The sequence below is a fragment of the Micromonospora sp. FIMYZ51 genome (assembly GCF_038246755.1).
Lineage (GTDB): Bacteria > Actinomycetota > Actinomycetes > Mycobacteriales > Micromonosporaceae > Micromonospora.
This window is the reverse complement of the sequence record NZ_CP134706.1, coordinates 5,137,751-5,151,685: the sequence shown is the minus strand read 5'-3', so window position 1 is coordinate 5,151,685 and position 13,935 is coordinate 5,137,751. Positions and strand designations below refer to the sequence as shown.

The following is a 13,935-nucleotide window of genomic DNA, read 5'->3' as shown; positions in this document are numbered from 1 at the left end:
CGCTATGCGAGCGTACTATTGCGCTGGGTGATGGCCCTGCGTACTCTCCCTCGTTGGGGAGGCGGGGATGCCGTTACCAACGAGTCCGGTCATTCGACGTGCACGACTCGGTGCCGAGCTGCGCCAGCTCCGGCGGCGGGAGGCACTGACGCTGGAGCAGGTGTGCGATCGGCTCGGCTGGGCGTCGACCTCCAAGCTGTCCCGCATCGAGCTGGGGCAGAGCCGGCCTGACCTGGCCGACGTGCTCGATCTGCTGGACGTCTACCAGGTGCCGCCGCCGCAGCGGGACGCGCTTATCGTCATCGCCCGGGACGCCGCGATCAGCAGAGGCTGGTGGAAGTCGCTTGGGGAGATGGGCGAGCGGCAGCGCACGTACGCCGAACTGGAGGCCGGTGCGGCGGGCATCGTCGAGTACCAGCCGGCCCTGGTGCCCGGCCTGTTGCAGACCCCGGCGTACGCCCGCCTGCGCATTGCCGCCGGCCAGCTCGTCGATCCCGGGGTGGACATCGAGGCCGATCTGCGGGCCCGCGCGGCGCGGCACGCGGTGCTGCGCCGGGTCGAACCACCCGACTACACGGCGCTGATCTCGCAGCTGGCCTGCGAGCCGGGCGACGATCCGGTGGAGGTCTGGCGCGAGCAGTTGCGGCATCTGCTGGACCTGGCCGAGTTGCCGCACGTGACGATCCGGCTGCTGCCGGCCGCCGGTGCCGGGCCGCAGCCGGTGCCGTTGACGCCGTTCTCCTGCTACTCGTTTCCGGACCCGGCGGATCCCCGGACGGTGATGGTCGAGGCGCTGACCACGGACGTGCGGCTGACCACCGCGACCGATGTCGAGCGGTACCAGCGGATGACCGAGTGCCTGTTGGCGGCGGCGTTACCGGAGGAGGAGACGGCGCGGGTGTTGACCCGCCGACTCGACGAGTGACGGCCCGCCCGCCGGTCGGGAAGCAGCTCGCGCCCCGAGTGGGGGCTGGCGAGTCGGCCTCGGGCCCGCCGCCCCCGTAGCCGTCGGGACCGAGGTCGACACGAGGCGCAGGATAGGCCGAGGGTGTGACAAAAACTCAGGCCGGTACGTCGATGAAATGCTCGACCCGGGGCGGGGCGGCGAAGTGCGGACCGATCAGCTCCCGCCACCGTACGAATCGGTCGGTGGCCCGGAAGTTCTGCTCGTGGGCCTCGACCGAGTCCCACTCGACCAGCAGTACGAAGCGGGAAGGCGATTCGATGCCCCGGGTCATCCGCACCGACCGGCAGCCGGGGGTGCCGGCGAGCACCGTGTGCCCCTCGGCGTACGCGGCGGCGAAGGCGTCCTCGCTGCCGGGAACAATGTCGATGAGCGCGACCTCGAGCACCATGCCGGTCAGCCTGCCACGGCGGGCAGCGTCCCGCCGGCATCGGGCCGTGCTTCCCACCCACCGGACCGGGGCGCGTGGTCGGTGGGCCGGGCGCGTTCGGCGGGCGGGTGTCGAGATCGGACGGGCCCACCAGGTGCCCGGCAATGCACCTAGCCTCCTAGGAAGCCGAAGCGAGGGTGAGCACCCGGGAGCCGGGCGTGAGCGCCCCGGGCATCGAGGCGTACCGTGTGCCGGTTGCCGGGAGCCCGACGGAGGAATGAGACTGTGAACGTGTCCGGACTGGTGTGGGCAGCCACCCTCGTCGCGCTGACCGCGGTGCTCCTGGTCGATCTGTTCATCATCGGGCGCCGGCCGCACGAGCCGAGTGTGCGGGAGTCGAGCCTCTGGGTCGCCTTCTACGTGGGGCTGGCGCTGCTCTTCGGTGTCGGGCTCTGGCTGACCGCGGGCGGGAGCGTCGCCGGGCAGTTCTACACCGGCTGGCTGACCGAGTACAGCCTCTCGGTGGACAATCTCTTCGTCTTCATGATCATTATGGCTCGCTTCGCGGTGCCCCGGCCGTATCAGCAGAAGGTGCTGCTCATCGGCATCGTGCTCGCACTGGTCATGCGGGGTGGCTTCATCGCCGCCGGCGCGGCACTGATCAACCAGTTCACCTGGGTCTTCTACATCTTCGGCGCCTTCCTGATCTACACCGCGATCAACCTGGCCCGGCAGGGCGAATCGGCGGAGGAGGATGAGTTCCGGGAGAACGTGCTCATCCGGTGGAGCCGCCGGGCGCTGCCGATCTCCCGTGGATACGACGGCGCCCGGTTGACCGCGCGGCAGAACGGCCGACGGATGTTCACCCCGATGCTGATCGTGATGATCGCTATCGGGACCACCGACCTGATTTTCGCCCTCGACTCGATCCCGGCGATCTTCGGCATCACCCACGAGCCGTACCTGGTCTTCACCGCCAACGTCTTCGCGTTGATGGGGTTGCGGCAGCTGTACTTCCTGCTCGGCGGGCTGCTGGACCGGCTGATCTTCCTGAGCTACGGCCTGGCGGTGGTGCTCGGCTTCATCGGGGTCAAGCTGATCCTGGAGGCGCTTGCGGAGAACAATCTGTCCTTCCTCAACGGTGGCGAGCCGATCAGCTGGGCGCCGCACATCCCGATCTGGTTGTCCCTGCTGGTCATCGTGGCCACCCTGGGCATCGCCACCGCGGCCAGCCTGGCCAAGTCGTCCCGGGACCGGCGCCGCGAACTCGCCGAGGTACGCCACTGAGTCGGGCCGTCCGAGGCGTACCGGCGGCCCGGGGTCACCGCCCCGGCGGTGCGGGGGTGAGGTCGTGGCGGGCGCGCCAGACCCGGGCGGAGATGCCGGCCAACAACCGGCGGGCCGCCCGGTCGGCCCGGTCGCTGCGCTGGCCGTCGCGGAGCGGCCGGCTGGTGCAGACGACGAGCAGGTAGGCGGGGGCGTCGTCGGGAAAGACCACGGCCGCACCGTGCCGTACGCCGCGTACCCAGCCGTTCTTGTGTGCCAGCCGGGTGCCGCCGGGGAGCCCTTCGGCCAGATCCTGGCGGATCTGTTGGGCGCAGAGCAGATCGAGCATCGCGGCGCAGCCCGTGGGGGAGGCGACCGGTCCCGGGATGGTGCTGCCGCTGGCGATGGCGTCGAGCAGGGCGGCCAGGTCGGCGGCGGTGACCAGGTTGGTGATGCCCGCCTCGCGGGCGGCGAAGTCCTCGATGCCGCGACCGGTGACGCTGTGCCGGGCACCGGCCCGGGCCCAGACCTCGGCCACGGCGGCCAGCCCGACGTGTTCGATGACCAGGTTGGCGGCGAGGTTGCTGGACATCACGATCATCCGTTCGGCGAGCCAGCGCAGCGGAACCCGGTCGCCGAGCCGATCCCAGACCGCGCCGTCGTTGTCGTGCTGCCGGGCGCAGGAGTACGCGGGCGCGTCCGGCCGGGCCGAGGTGAACCGGTTGCGTACCTCGACCGGCGCGGCCAGGTCGAGACGACCGGCTTCGGCGGCCCGGTACAGGGCCGCGAGCACGGCCACCTTCATCGTGCTGGCCGCGTAGTGGGTGGCCTCGGCGTGCCGGGTCCAGGTGGGCGGGGCGGCAAGTCGACCCGCGTACACCGAGACCGTGCCCGACACCATCCCTTGAGTATGGAAGGAAGGGCCCCTTATTAACGCCTAGTGAAGAGGAAGGGCCCCCTTTTAACAGGGGCAGCCGTAGGCCGTACTGACAGGGGCCCTTCCTAACCGACCAGCGGCAAGCAGGTCAGCCGGCGTGCTTGCGGCGGGCGGCGGCGCGGGCCCGCTGGGTCTGGTCGAGGGTCACCTTTCGGATGCGTACGGCGGCGGGGGTGACCTCGACGCACTCGTCCTCGCGGCAGAACTCCAGGGCCTGCTCCAGGGAGAGCTTCCGCGGCGGGATCAGCTTCTCGGTCTCCTCGGCCGTGGAGGAGCGCATGTTGGTGAGCTTCTTCTCCTTGGTGATGTTGACGTCCATGTCGTCGGAGCGGGAGTTCTCCCCGACGATCATGCCCTCGTACACCTCGGTGCCGGGCTCGACGAAGAGCGTGCCGCGTTCCTGGAGGTTCATCATGGCGAACGCGGTCGCGGCGCCGGACCGGTCGGCGACCAGCGAGCCGTTGTTACGGGTACGCAGCTCGCCGAACCACGGCTCGTACGACTCGAAGACGTGGTGCAGGATGCCGGTGCCCCGGGTCTCGGTGAGGAACTCGGTGCGGAAACCGATCAGGCCGCGCGCCGGCACCAGCCACTCCATCCGGATCCAACCGGTGCCGTGGTTGACCAGCTGCTCCATCCGGCCCTTACGGGTCGCCAGCAGTTGGGTGATCGCACCGAGGTACTCGTCCGGCGCGTCGATGGTGAGCCGCTCGACCGGCTCGCAGATCTTGCCGTCGACCTCCCGGGTCACCACCTGCGGCTTGCCGACGGTGAGTTCGTACTGTTCCCGGCGCATCTGCTCGACCAGGATGGCCAGCGCCAGCTCGCCGCGGCCCTGCACCTCCCAGGCGTCCGGCCGCTCGGTGGGCAGCACCCGCAGCGAGACGTTGCCGACCAGTTCCTTGTCCAGCCGGTCCTTGACCATCCGGGCGGTGACCTTGGCGCCTTTGACCCGGCCGACGAGCGGCGAGTTGTTGGTGCCGATGGTCATCGAGATGGCTGGCTCGTCAACGGTGATCAGCGGCAGCGGCTCGGGGTTCTCCGCGTCGGCGAGCGTCTCACCGATCATGATCTCGGGGATGCCGGCCACCGCGATGATGTCGCCCGGCCCGGCCGAGTCGGCGGGCTTGCGCTCCAGCCCTTCGGTCATCAGCAACTCGGAGATGCGGACCCGTTGGGTGCTGCCATCGGTGCGGCACCAGGCCACGGTCTGTCCCTTGGCGATGGTGCCCTGCCGTACCCGGCACAGCGCGAGCCGGCCGAGGAAGGGGGAGGCGTCGAGGTTGGTGACGTGCGCCTGGAGCGGTGCCTGCTCGTCGTACGCGGGCGGCGGGATGGTGTCCAGCAGGGTGCGGAACAGCGGCTCCAGGCTGTGGCTGTCGTCCGGCACCGACCCGTCGGCGGGCTGGGTCAGCGAGGCGATGCCGTCGCGGGCGCAGGCGTAGATGATCGGGAAGTCGATCTGCTCCTCGTCGGCGTCCAGGTCGAGGAAGAGTTCGTACGCCTCGTCGACCACCTCTTTGATCCGGGCGTCGGGACGGTCCACCTTGTTGATCACCAGGATGATCGGCAGGCGAGCCTTGAGGGCCTTGCGGAGCACGAACCGGGTCTGCGGCAGCGGGCCCTCGCTGGCGTCCACCAGCAGCACCACCCCGTCGACCATGGTCAGTCCGCGCTCGACCTCGCCGCCGAAGTCGGCGTGGCCCGGCGTGTCGATGATGTTGATGGTGACCGGGTCGGAGCCGTCCGCCGGTAGGTAGCGCACGCCGGTGTTCTTGGCCAGGATGGTGATGCCTTTTTCCCGTTCGAGGTCCATCGAGTCCATCACCCGCTCGGTCACCTCGCCCCGGGCGCCGTAGGCGCCGGCCTGCCGCAACATGGCGTCGACCAGGGTGGTCTTGCCGTGGTCGACGTGAGCGATGATGGCGACGTTGCGAAGGTCGGTGCGCAGCTGCATGACTCCATCCTCCCGCCTACGCGGTTGCCGCGCCGCGTCGGGGGTCACCCTCGGTACCGGGCGTGGCCGGATCGCGTGGGACACCGGGTGACGGTGCTGGCTGTTAGGGTGCGGCGGGTTCGTCACTGCCGAAGGGGGTCGACATGGGGCGAAACATCACCCGGCTGGGCGTCGTGTTCGTCGCGGGGATGCTGCTGCTCAGCGGCGGTGCGTGCGCCCGCACGGAGACCCCGGCGGGGGAGGTGCCGGCCCCGGTCGCGCTGCCGGAGGATCTGCCCACGGCGGTGACGCCGAGCGGGTCGCCGCTGCCGGATGACGTCACGGCCACGCCAAAGGCGGTGGAGTCGATGGGTGCCGCGCCCAAGGCCAGCACCAGCGCGTCGCCGTCGGCATCGGCGAAGCCGAAGGCGAAGCCCAAGCGCAGCGCGCCCGCGCCGCGCAAGGTGCCGAAGCCGCCGACGGAGACGGAGCTGCCGCCGCAGCCGCCGAAGCCACCGGCGGGCGACTGCAAGCCCAGCTACCAGGGCGACCAAGCCAGCCGGGCACAGGTCAAGGCCGCGTTGACCAAGGCGGCCGGGCGGACGTACTGGCCGACCTCGGCCCCGGACATCAGCATCCCGCTGCCCCTGATCAAGGCGACCGCCTGGCAGGAGAGCGGCTGGCAGTCAAACATCGTCGCCTGCGACAAGGGCATCGGCCTGATGCAGGTGATGCCGGACACGGCGACCTGGATGAACCAGCGGTTCGGCCAGAATTACGACGTCTGGGATCACCAGGACAACGCGTATCTCGGCGCCACCTATCTGGCCTGGCTCACCAAGTACATCGGCGACATGTACTTCGACGCCGACTACCGGCTCGACGCCGACCTGTGCACCCCGGGCGTGCTGGACTCCTGCCTGCTCAACGCGGTCATCGCCGCGTACAACTTCGGGCACGGGGCGGTGGCCGCGCCGGAGCAACCGCTGAAGATCCCGAACCCGAACTACGTACGCAACGTGCGGGCGCTGATGACCGAGTGCGTCTGCCTGGGCTACTGACCAGCCGGCTGCTCCACCTGACTGGCCGGCTTGATCCGGCCCGGCCACCAGAACCGCTCGCCGAGCAGGAACGTCAGGGCGGGAACGACCACGGTACGTACCAGCAGGGTGTCCAGCAGCACACCGAGGCAGACGATGATCCCGATCTGGGTCAGCGTGATCAGCGGAAGTACGCCGAGGAGGGCGAAGACCGCGGCGAGCAGGATGCCGGCGCTGGTGATCACCCCGCCGGTGACCCGCAGTGCGGAGAGCATGCCTTCCCGGGTGCCGACCCGGCGGGCGTCCTCGCGGGCCCGGGTGACCAGGAAGATGTTGTAGTCGACGCCGAGCGCGACGAGGAAGACGAAGGCGAGCAACGGCACGCTGCTGTCCAGCGCCGGGAAGTCGAGCACGTGCTCGAAGAGCAGCCAGGCGCCGCCGAGGCTGGCGAAGTACGACGCCACGACGGTGCCGACGAGCAGCACCGGGGCGACCAGGCCGCGCAGCAGCAGGACCAGGACGGTGGCGACGAGCAGCAGGATGAGCGGCAGGATGAGGCGCAGGTCCTGGGCGTCGGCCTCGGCCGAGTCGTAGGCACCTGCGGCGGTGCCCCCGACGACGGCACCGGTCAGGTCGTCGACGCCGGCCGGGGCGGGTGGGGCGGAGTCGGGGACGGCGGCGACGGCGGCCCGCAGTTCGTTGAGCGTACGGTCGGAGGCGGCCGTGCCCGGCTCGGCTTCGAGGACGACGTCCACCTGGGCGACGGTCGGCCCGGCGGTGCCGGGGCGGGCGGAGGCGACCCCGGGCACGGCGGTGACGGCCTCGGTGACCTCGGGTACGGCCCCGGGGTTGGTCATCACCGCGACCGACTGGGTGCTGCCGGCGGGGAAGGCGCGGGCGAGGGTCTGCGCGCCGGCGACCGCCTCCGGCTGGACCCGGAACTGCTCGGTCTCGGACAGCCCGGTGCGGCTGCCCAGCCCACCCAGGGCGAGGCCGCCCAGCAGCAGGGTGGCAAGCACCGCGACGGGTACCGGGCGACGTACCACGGCGGCGCCGAGCCGGCCCCAGATCCGGCCTTCCCGACCGGTGCTGCCGACGTGCGGCACGAACGGCCAGAACAGGCGGCGCCCGAGCAGCACCAGCGCGGCGGGCAGCACGAGCAGGGCCGAGGCCATCGCCAGCAGGATGCCGGTGGCGCAGGCGACGGCGAGCGCACGGTTGAGTTCCCGCTCGCTGAGCAGCAGCGTGAGCACCCCGAGCATGACGGTGCCACCGCTGGCCAGGATCGGTTCGGCGGTACGCCGCAGGGCGGCGCGCATGGCGACGAAACGGTCCTCCTCGCGGCGTAGTTCCTCCCGGTAGCGGGCGATCAGCAGCAGCGCGTAGTTGGTGGCGGCACCGAAGACGAGCACGCTGGCGATGCCGGTGACGGCACCGCCGGCGAAGTTGATGCCGAACGCCGGAATGACCGTGTCGAGGGCACGCAGGGTGAGCTGTTCGGTGGCGGCCACGATGGCCAGCGGCACCATCCAGAGCAGCGGGCTGCGGTAGGTGACGAGCAGCAGCACCGCCACCACGGCGGCGGTGAAGGCGAGCAGGGTGATGTCGGCGCCCTCGAAGACCTTGGTCAGGTCGGCGGTGAAGGCGGGCGCTCCGGTCACCTCGGCGGTGAACTCGGCGGGCAGGTCGGTCAGCTCCGCGCGCAGCTCGGCCACCCGGTCGGTGACCTCCTGCTGCCCGCCGTCGGTCGCCAGCGGCACGGCGACCAGGGCCACCGTGCCGTCGGGGGAGAACTGCGGTGGGGCGACCTGACCGTCGGCGGCGAGCGGAGCCAGGGTACGGGTGCCGCCGGTGACGGCCTCCCGGTCGGCGTCGGTGAGTGGTGCGCCGTCGTCGCGGCTGACCACCACCAGGGCGGGCTGGACGTCGCTGCCGGGCAGTTCGTCCTGGAGCCGCTCGACCTGTGTCGACTGCCACTGCTCGGACAGACCGGTGGCGGAGACCGGAGCCGGATTGTCGGGTACCGGCAGCCAGAAGACGGCCGCACCGAACGCGATCGCCGCGACGAGAGTGAGCAACGCGGCCAGGCGGCTGCCGACGACGCGGGTGAGCGCGGACATCCGGGCACCATCCGATCTTGTCCAAGGGATATCTAGACCTTCGAGAGTTTTGCTTATCAAGAGAGATCCCGCAACAGCTCTCCCGGAGTGAGAATCTCGACAGTCGAGATATTCGGCTGGCTCGGTTATGCTGCCCTCGGGCGGGGAAGGAACGGCGGGACGTGGCAGCTCATCGCATGTATCGGCGACGTGACACGCGGCGGGATTGGTTGATCGCGGAGATCGCCGCCGAGTTACGGCGCTACGGCGCGGATGCCCAGCACGTCGGGCATGCCTTCGCCGGGCGGCACGGCCTGAACGCCACCGACCTCCAGGCGTTGATCGCCGTGATGGACGCCGAACTCGTCGGCGCGCCGATGACCCCGGGCCGGCTCGGTGAACAGCTGAATCTCTCTTCCGGTTCGGTCACCGCGCTGATCGACCGCCTGGAGCGGGGCGGGCACATCCGCCGCGATCGGGACACCATCGACCGGCGCAAGGTGTTGCTGCACTATGCCGACCGGGGGGCCGCCCTGGCCATGGATTTCTTCCGGCCGCTTGGCGAGCGTACCGACCGGGTGATGGCCGGCTTCCGGAACGAGGAACTCGAAGTGGTGCACCGGTTCATGACGGCGATGAGCGCCTCGCTGCGGGAACACCGCGACGGGCTGCGGGAGCACCGCGACGGGCTGCGGGAGCACCGCGACCGCTCGCGGGACGTCCGGGACCGGCCGCCGGCCGCCGGGGACGAACCGGCCCGACGTCCGACCGACTGAGGGGCGCCATGCTGGAGCGACTCGCGTCCCACCTGGCCACCGCCGCGCTGCGACTGCCGCCGGCCCGCACCCGCGGGATCACCGTCCACCGGAACATGGCGCTCCGGGCCCGCGACGGGGTGATCCTGCGCACCGACCACTACGCCCCCGACCTGGCGGGCGCGCCCACCGTGCTGATCCGCACCCCGTACGGCCGGGGTGGACCGATGCGGCTGCTCGGCCGGCTCGCCGCCGAACAGGGCTTTCACGTGGTGATCCAGTCCTGTCGAGGCACCGGCGGCTCGGGCGGTTCGTTCGACCCGTTCGTGCACGAGCGCGACGACGGGCTGGACACCCTCGACTGGCTGCGCCGGCAGCGCTGGTGGTGCGGCGCGTTCGGCATGTTCGGTGCCAGTTACCAGGGTTTCGTCCAGTGGGCCCTGGCGGCCGAGGCGGGCGAGGAACTGCGGGCCATGGTGGCGGTGATCACCGCCTCGGCGATGCGCGACTCCACCTACGACGGCGAGTCGTTCGCCCTGGACACGGTGCTGACCTGGACGGAGCTGCTCCAGGCGCAGACCGTGCCGTGGCTGGCCCGGCAGTGGGAACTCAAGCGGGGGCAGCCGCGGCTGGTCGCCGCGCTGTCCCACCTGCCACTTGTCGAGGCGGACCGGGTGGCCACCGGGGTCACCGTGCCCTTCTTCCAACAGTGGCTGCGCGAGCACACCCCGCAGTCCGACTACTGGCGCCGCCGGGTCTTCGACGACCGGATGCACCTGGTGCGGGCACCGGTGGCGATGGTCAGTGGCTGGCACGACCTCTTCCTGCCGGCACAGCTGCGCGACTACGCCGCGCTGCGCGCCAGCGGCGCCCGGCCCCGGCTGACCATCGGGCCGTGGACCCACGGCAGCCCCGGGTTGTTGGTGGCCGCCCTGCGGGAGGGGCTGCGCTGGCTCGACGCCCACCTGCGCCCGGACGACACCGGCGCGCCGCTGGGTACGGCACCGGTACGGGTGCACGTCGGCGGTGCCGGCGGGGGCTGGCGCGACCTGCCGGACTGGCCGCCCCCGGCCCGGGACGTCCGGTGGCACCTGCACCCCGGTCGGGCGCTGCGAACCTCGGCAGCCGGGCCGTCCTCGCCGGACGGGTTCTGGTACGACCCCGCCGACCCGACGCCCTCGCTGGGCGGTCCGCTGCTGGTGGCCCAGCGGGCCGGGCCGGTCGACAACCGTCCGGTGGAGGCCCGTCCGGACGTGCTGAGCTGGACCAGTGACCCGCTCGACCGGGCGGTCGAGGTGGTCGGGCCGGTCCGTGCCGAGATTCACCTCCGCAGCGAGCTGCCGTACCTCGATGTTTTCGTGCGGCTCTGCGACGTGGACCGCCGAGGCCGTTCCTGGAACGTCTGCGACGGCCTGATCCGGCTCGACCCGGTGCGCTTTCCGGCCGACGCGTCGGGTGTCGTGGTGGCACCGGTGCAACTCTGGCCCACCGCGCACCGGTTCGCGCCCGGGCACCGGATGCGGGTGCAGGTCTCCGGCGGCGCCCACCCGAGGTATGCGCGCAACCCCGGCACCGGCGAACCCCTCGGTGCGGCGGTCACCCTGCGGGCCGGCTATCGCGAGATCCTGCACGATCCGGAGCACCCGTCTGCGGTGGTCTTGCCGGTGGTGCGCCCGGCCGAGTGGCCGGGCGCACACTGAGCGAGGCCGGCCGCCGCTATGGACGGCCGGCTGCGATGTCGTGGGGCCGGCGCCGATGGTGCCGGCGGCGGCAATGGTGCGGGTTGGCTGCGGACGACCGGTGACCGCCCGCAGCCGTGGTGGCACCGGTCACAGCGAGCGAACGTTGTCCGCCTGCGGTCCCTTCTGCCCCTGAGTCACCTCGAACTCGACCTTCTGGCCCTCGGCCAGCTCGCGGTAGCCGCTCGACGCGATTGCCGAGTAATGGACGAAGACGTCGGGGCCTCCGCCGTCCTGCTCGATGAACCCGAAGCCCTTTTCCGAGTTGAACCACTTCACGGTGCCGGTTGCCATACGTTCTCTCTCCTTGTTTCGCGGACGGTCACCGGATCTCTGACGGTGATCGCCCAATACCTTCCCGACAGTAACCGGTGGAAAGGCAATTTGCCGGGCGAAGCGCCTCAGGAATGACGGCGCGGTGACGTCGCCGCCCGGCCAGCCCGCACGTCGTGGACCAGGCCGACCCGGAGAAACCTCAGGTGGAATCCCGGTGTCGGACGTCCGGGGGCAGGCCCTAGCGTACGAGGTATGGCAGAACATCTGGCCCAGATCGGAGAGCTACCTGTGGCACTGCTGATGACGGTGCTCGGGGTGGTCATGCTCTTCGACGCGGTGCCGTTGTTCGGTGTGCTCGTCCCGGGCGACGTGGCGGTGCTCGCGGCGGTGGCGGTCGGCAGCCCCGGCACCGGGCTGGCGGCCTTCGTCTCGGTGGTCACCGGTTGCCTCGCCGGCTGGTCCCTGAGCTTCCTCGTCGGCCGCAGGTGGGGCGACCGGCTACGGCACAGCCGGTTCGGCGGCTGGGTCGGCGAGGCTCGGTGGGTGGCCGCGGAGGGCATCCTGCGCCGCGACGGCGGGCGGCTGGTGTTCGTCGCACCCTTCCTGCCGGTGTTCAACGCGCTGCTGCCCCTGGCGGCGGGCGGGCTGCACATGTCGTACCGGCGTTTCCTCGGCTTCGCCGCGCTCGGTGCGGGCGCGTGGGCCGGTCTCTACCTGGCGGTGGGCACCGCGTCGCGGTTGCTGGCCGGGCTGTTCCCGGCCGGCGCGAGCCCGCTGCTGGTCACCATGGTCGGTGGCCTGCTGCTGGCCACCCTGGTGCTGCTCGCCACCCGGCGTCGGCTGCGTACCGTCACCGGCTGACGACCCGGCCGGCCCGGCCGGGTCGACCGTGCGGATCACGGTGTGGCCTGGCCCCACCAGTTGACGCGGCGCAGTGCCTGTCTGTCCAGAATGGATTCGCAGCGGTCAGACTGCCGAAGAGGGACTGGGGCTGCACTGGGCCACCTCCCGAAGGGGTAAGAGATGGCATCCGAGTTTATCGATGCATGACCAGGCTGAGCCGTGGCTGCGCCCAGCATGCGGACCCCGTCAGGTACCGGACAGCAGCCGGCCCGACCGCCGCGCGGGGCAGGGTCGGGCCGGGAGCCGAGGCAACGCCGTGGCTACCAGCCGCGCGCCCGCCACTCGGGCAGCTGCGGACGCTCTGCGCCGAGCGTCGAGTCTCGACCGTGCCCCGGGTAGAACCAGGTCTCGTCCGGCAGCCGGTCGAAGAGCTTCTGCTCGACGTCGTCGATGAGCGTGGCGAAGCGCTCCGGGTCCTGATCGGTGTTGCCCACCCCACCCGGGAAGAGGCTGTCGCCGGTGAAGAGGTGCGGGGTGCCCTCGGGGTCGCGGTAGAGCAGGGCCACCGAGCCCGGCGTGTGCCCCTTGATGTGGATTACCTCCAGGGTGCAGTCGCCGACCGGCACGGTGTCGCCGTCGACCAGGGTCTGCGTCTCGATCGGCAGGCCGGCCGCGTCGTCGGCGTGCACCAGCGCGCGAGCGCCGGTCCTGGCCACCACCTCGGCCAGCCCCACCCAGTGGTCCATGTGTTGGTGGGTGGTGACCACCGTACGCAGCCCGTCCTCGCCGATCAGCTCCAGCAGGCGGGGCGCCTCGTTTGCCGCGTCGATGAGCAGCTGCTCGCCGGTGGAGCGGCAGCGCAGCAGGTACGCGTTGTTGTCCATCGGTCCGACCGAGAGCTTGGTGATGATCAGTCGGTCGAGTTCGCGTACCGCCGGGGGGCCGCCGGAAGTGACGTCTCCGCTGTAGGGCATAGCTCCTAGATCCATTCGGGTGGGCGGGGCAGCTGGCCGTCGGGGGTGACGGTCAGGTTGGTGCCGGGGCTGCGGCCGGTCAGCCAGCCGGCCAACTCGGCTGCCGTACCGGCGACGACGGGGGCCTGCTCGCGGTCGCCGATCACCAGTTCGTGGCGGCTGCCGTCGAAGCGCAACACCATCGGCGGGGCGTCGTCGCGGCCGGCGAACGCGGTGGCCACCTCGTGCAGCAGCCGGTGACCGAACTCGGCCGCCCAGTCGGCCGGCTGGTAACCGGCGGCCAGGTCGACGTGGTGCACCTCCAGCTCCCGCAACCGGCCCCAGACCAGCAGGGCGGCCGGCCAGGACCCGCGTCGGGTCTCGACCGTTGCCGACCATGCCTGTGGCGGCATCGCGGCGACCGCCTCGGTGAACCGGTCCGCGCTGCGGCGCAGATCGTCGAGCTGCTCCTCGGGCGGGCGGGGCGCGCCAGCGGCGATGTCGGCGTCCCGGGACTGCGCACTGGCGTACATCGGGATCCGCGCACCGGAGCGGGCCGAGGTGAGCAGGTTGACGAAGGCGTCGGCGTTGCGGGCCAGGTGGGCAAGGACGTGACCGCGGGTCCAGCCGGGCAGCAGCGACGGCGCCGCCAGGTCGGCGGTGTCGAAGCGAGCCGCCGTACGCAGCAGCCGAGCGGTGGCGTCGTCCACGTCACCGGTCAACAGGAGGGGGTCGCTGGTCACGTTTCGACCCTATC

General features: G+C 71.3%; 12 protein-coding genes and 1 pseudogene. 6 read left to right on the top strand and 7 right to left on the bottom strand.

What is annotated here, in order from left to right; all coding sequences use genetic code 11:
- Positions 1-67: 67 nt before the first annotated feature.
- Complete coding sequence (locus QQG74_RS22965) at positions 68-925, top strand: helix-turn-helix transcriptional regulator (protein ID WP_341716819.1); 858 nt, start codon at positions 68-70, stop codon at positions 923-925.
- 136 nt (positions 926-1,061) lie between these two features.
- Here the strand turns inward: QQG74_RS22965 and QQG74_RS22960 are convergent, their stop codons facing one another.
- Positions 1,062-1,355, bottom strand: a complete 294-nt coding sequence (locus QQG74_RS22960; RefSeq protein WP_341716818.1) for an antibiotic biosynthesis monooxygenase family protein — start codon at positions 1,353-1,355, stop codon at positions 1,062-1,064.
- Positions 1,356-1,619: 264 nt separating this feature from the next.
- Here QQG74_RS22960 and QQG74_RS22955 point away from each other — a divergent pair, with 264 nt between their 5' ends.
- Positions 1,620-2,621, top strand: a complete 1,002-nt coding sequence (locus QQG74_RS22955) for a TerC family protein (RefSeq protein WP_341716817.1) — start codon at positions 1,620-1,622, stop codon at positions 2,619-2,621.
- Positions 2,622-2,655: 34 nt separating this feature from the next.
- Here QQG74_RS22955 and QQG74_RS22950 read toward each other — a convergent pair whose 3' ends face one another.
- A complete protein-coding gene (locus QQG74_RS22950; protein ID WP_341716816.1) occupies positions 2,656-3,501 on the bottom strand; it encodes a serine hydrolase in 846 nt (281 codons plus the stop codon).
- A 124-nt stretch (positions 3,502-3,625) separates the two neighbouring features.
- Positions 3,626-5,494 (bottom strand): translational GTPase TypA, encoded by a 1,869-nt coding sequence (gene typA / locus QQG74_RS22945; RefSeq protein ID WP_341716815.1) that lies wholly within the window; start codon positions 5,492-5,494, stop codon positions 3,626-3,628.
- A gap of 143 nt (positions 5,495-5,637) precedes the next feature.
- Between typA and QQG74_RS22940 the strand changes: the two genes are divergently transcribed.
- The gene (locus tag QQG74_RS22940) at positions 5,638-6,534 is read left to right on the top strand and encodes a lytic transglycosylase domain-containing protein (protein ID WP_341716814.1); all 897 of its coding nucleotides are present in this window, start codon (positions 5,638-5,640) and stop codon (positions 6,532-6,534) included.
- Here QQG74_RS22940 and QQG74_RS22935 read toward each other — a convergent pair.
- The gene (locus tag QQG74_RS22935) at positions 6,528-8,633 is read right to left on the bottom strand and encodes an MMPL family transporter (protein WP_341716813.1); all 2,106 of its coding nucleotides are present in this window, start codon (positions 8,631-8,633) and stop codon (positions 6,528-6,530) included. The two genes, QQG74_RS22940 and QQG74_RS22935, sit on opposite strands and share 7 nt — an antisense overlap.
- A 176-nt stretch (positions 8,634-8,809) precedes the next feature.
- On the opposite strand from QQG74_RS22935, the pseudogene QQG74_RS22930 reads away from it, so the two are divergent.
- Positions 8,810-9,286, top strand: a pseudogene (locus QQG74_RS22930) (MarR family transcriptional regulator); the annotation flags it as partial.
- Between the two features lie 110 nt (positions 9,287-9,396).
- Positions 9,397-11,067, top strand: a complete 1,671-nt coding sequence (locus QQG74_RS22925) for a CocE/NonD family hydrolase (protein WP_341716812.1) — start codon at positions 9,397-9,399, stop codon at positions 11,065-11,067.
- Between the two features lie 129 nt (positions 11,068-11,196).
- On the opposite strand, the gene QQG74_RS22920 is transcribed toward QQG74_RS22925, so the two are convergent.
- Entirely contained in the window at positions 11,197-11,400 is a 204-nt protein-coding gene (locus QQG74_RS22920; RefSeq protein ID WP_341716811.1) for a cold-shock protein, read from the bottom strand.
- Between the two features lie 234 nt (positions 11,401-11,634).
- Here QQG74_RS22920 and QQG74_RS22915 point away from each other — a divergent pair, with 234 nt between their 5' ends.
- Entirely contained in the window at positions 11,635-12,243 is a 609-nt protein-coding gene (locus tag QQG74_RS22915; protein ID WP_341716810.1) for a VTT domain-containing protein, read from the top strand.
- Between the two features lie 302 nt (positions 12,244-12,545).
- Here QQG74_RS22915 and QQG74_RS22910 read toward each other — a convergent pair whose 3' ends face one another.
- Together QQG74_RS22910 and QQG74_RS22905 are read right to left on the bottom strand one after the other, a co-directional pair.
- Positions 12,546-13,199 (bottom strand): MBL fold metallo-hydrolase, encoded by a 654-nt coding sequence (locus QQG74_RS22910; RefSeq protein WP_341716809.1) that lies wholly within the window; start codon positions 13,197-13,199, stop codon positions 12,546-12,548.
- A gap of 5 nt (positions 13,200-13,204) precedes the next feature.
- Positions 13,205-13,921 (bottom strand): maleylpyruvate isomerase family mycothiol-dependent enzyme, encoded by a 717-nt coding sequence (locus tag QQG74_RS22905; RefSeq protein ID WP_341716808.1) that lies wholly within the window; start codon positions 13,919-13,921, stop codon positions 13,205-13,207.
- Positions 13,922-13,935: the final 14 nt, after the last annotated feature.

Coding starts and splice junctions, on each gene's coding strand:
- QQG74_RS22935 (WP_341716813.1), bottom strand. CDS start 8,633: ATGTCCGCGCTCACCCGCGTCGTCGGCAGCCGCCTGGCCGCGTTGCTC.
- QQG74_RS22910 (WP_341716809.1), bottom strand. CDS start 13,199: ATGCCCTACAGCGGAGACGTCACTTCCGGCGGCCCCCCGGCGGTACGC.
- QQG74_RS22925 (WP_341716812.1), top strand. CDS start 9,397: ATGCTGGAGCGACTCGCGTCCCACCTGGCCACCGCCGCGCTGCGACTG.
- QQG74_RS22920 (WP_341716811.1), bottom strand. CDS start 11,400: ATGGCAACCGGCACCGTGAAGTGGTTCAACTCGGAAAAGGGCTTCGGG.
- QQG74_RS22915 (WP_341716810.1), top strand. CDS start 11,635: ATGGCAGAACATCTGGCCCAGATCGGAGAGCTACCTGTGGCACTGCTG.
- QQG74_RS22940 (WP_341716814.1), top strand. CDS start 5,638: ATGGGGCGAAACATCACCCGGCTGGGCGTCGTGTTCGTCGCGGGGATG.
- QQG74_RS22960 (WP_341716818.1), bottom strand. CDS start 1,355: ATGGTGCTCGAGGTCGCGCTCATCGACATTGTTCCCGGCAGCGAGGAC.
- QQG74_RS22965 (WP_341716819.1), top strand. CDS start 68: ATGCCGTTACCAACGAGTCCGGTCATTCGACGTGCACGACTCGGTGCC.
- typA (WP_341716815.1), bottom strand. CDS start 5,494: ATGCAGCTGCGCACCGACCTTCGCAACGTCGCCATCATCGCTCACGTC.
- QQG74_RS22950 (WP_341716816.1), bottom strand. CDS start 3,501: ATGGTGTCGGGCACGGTCTCGGTGTACGCGGGTCGACTTGCCGCCCCG.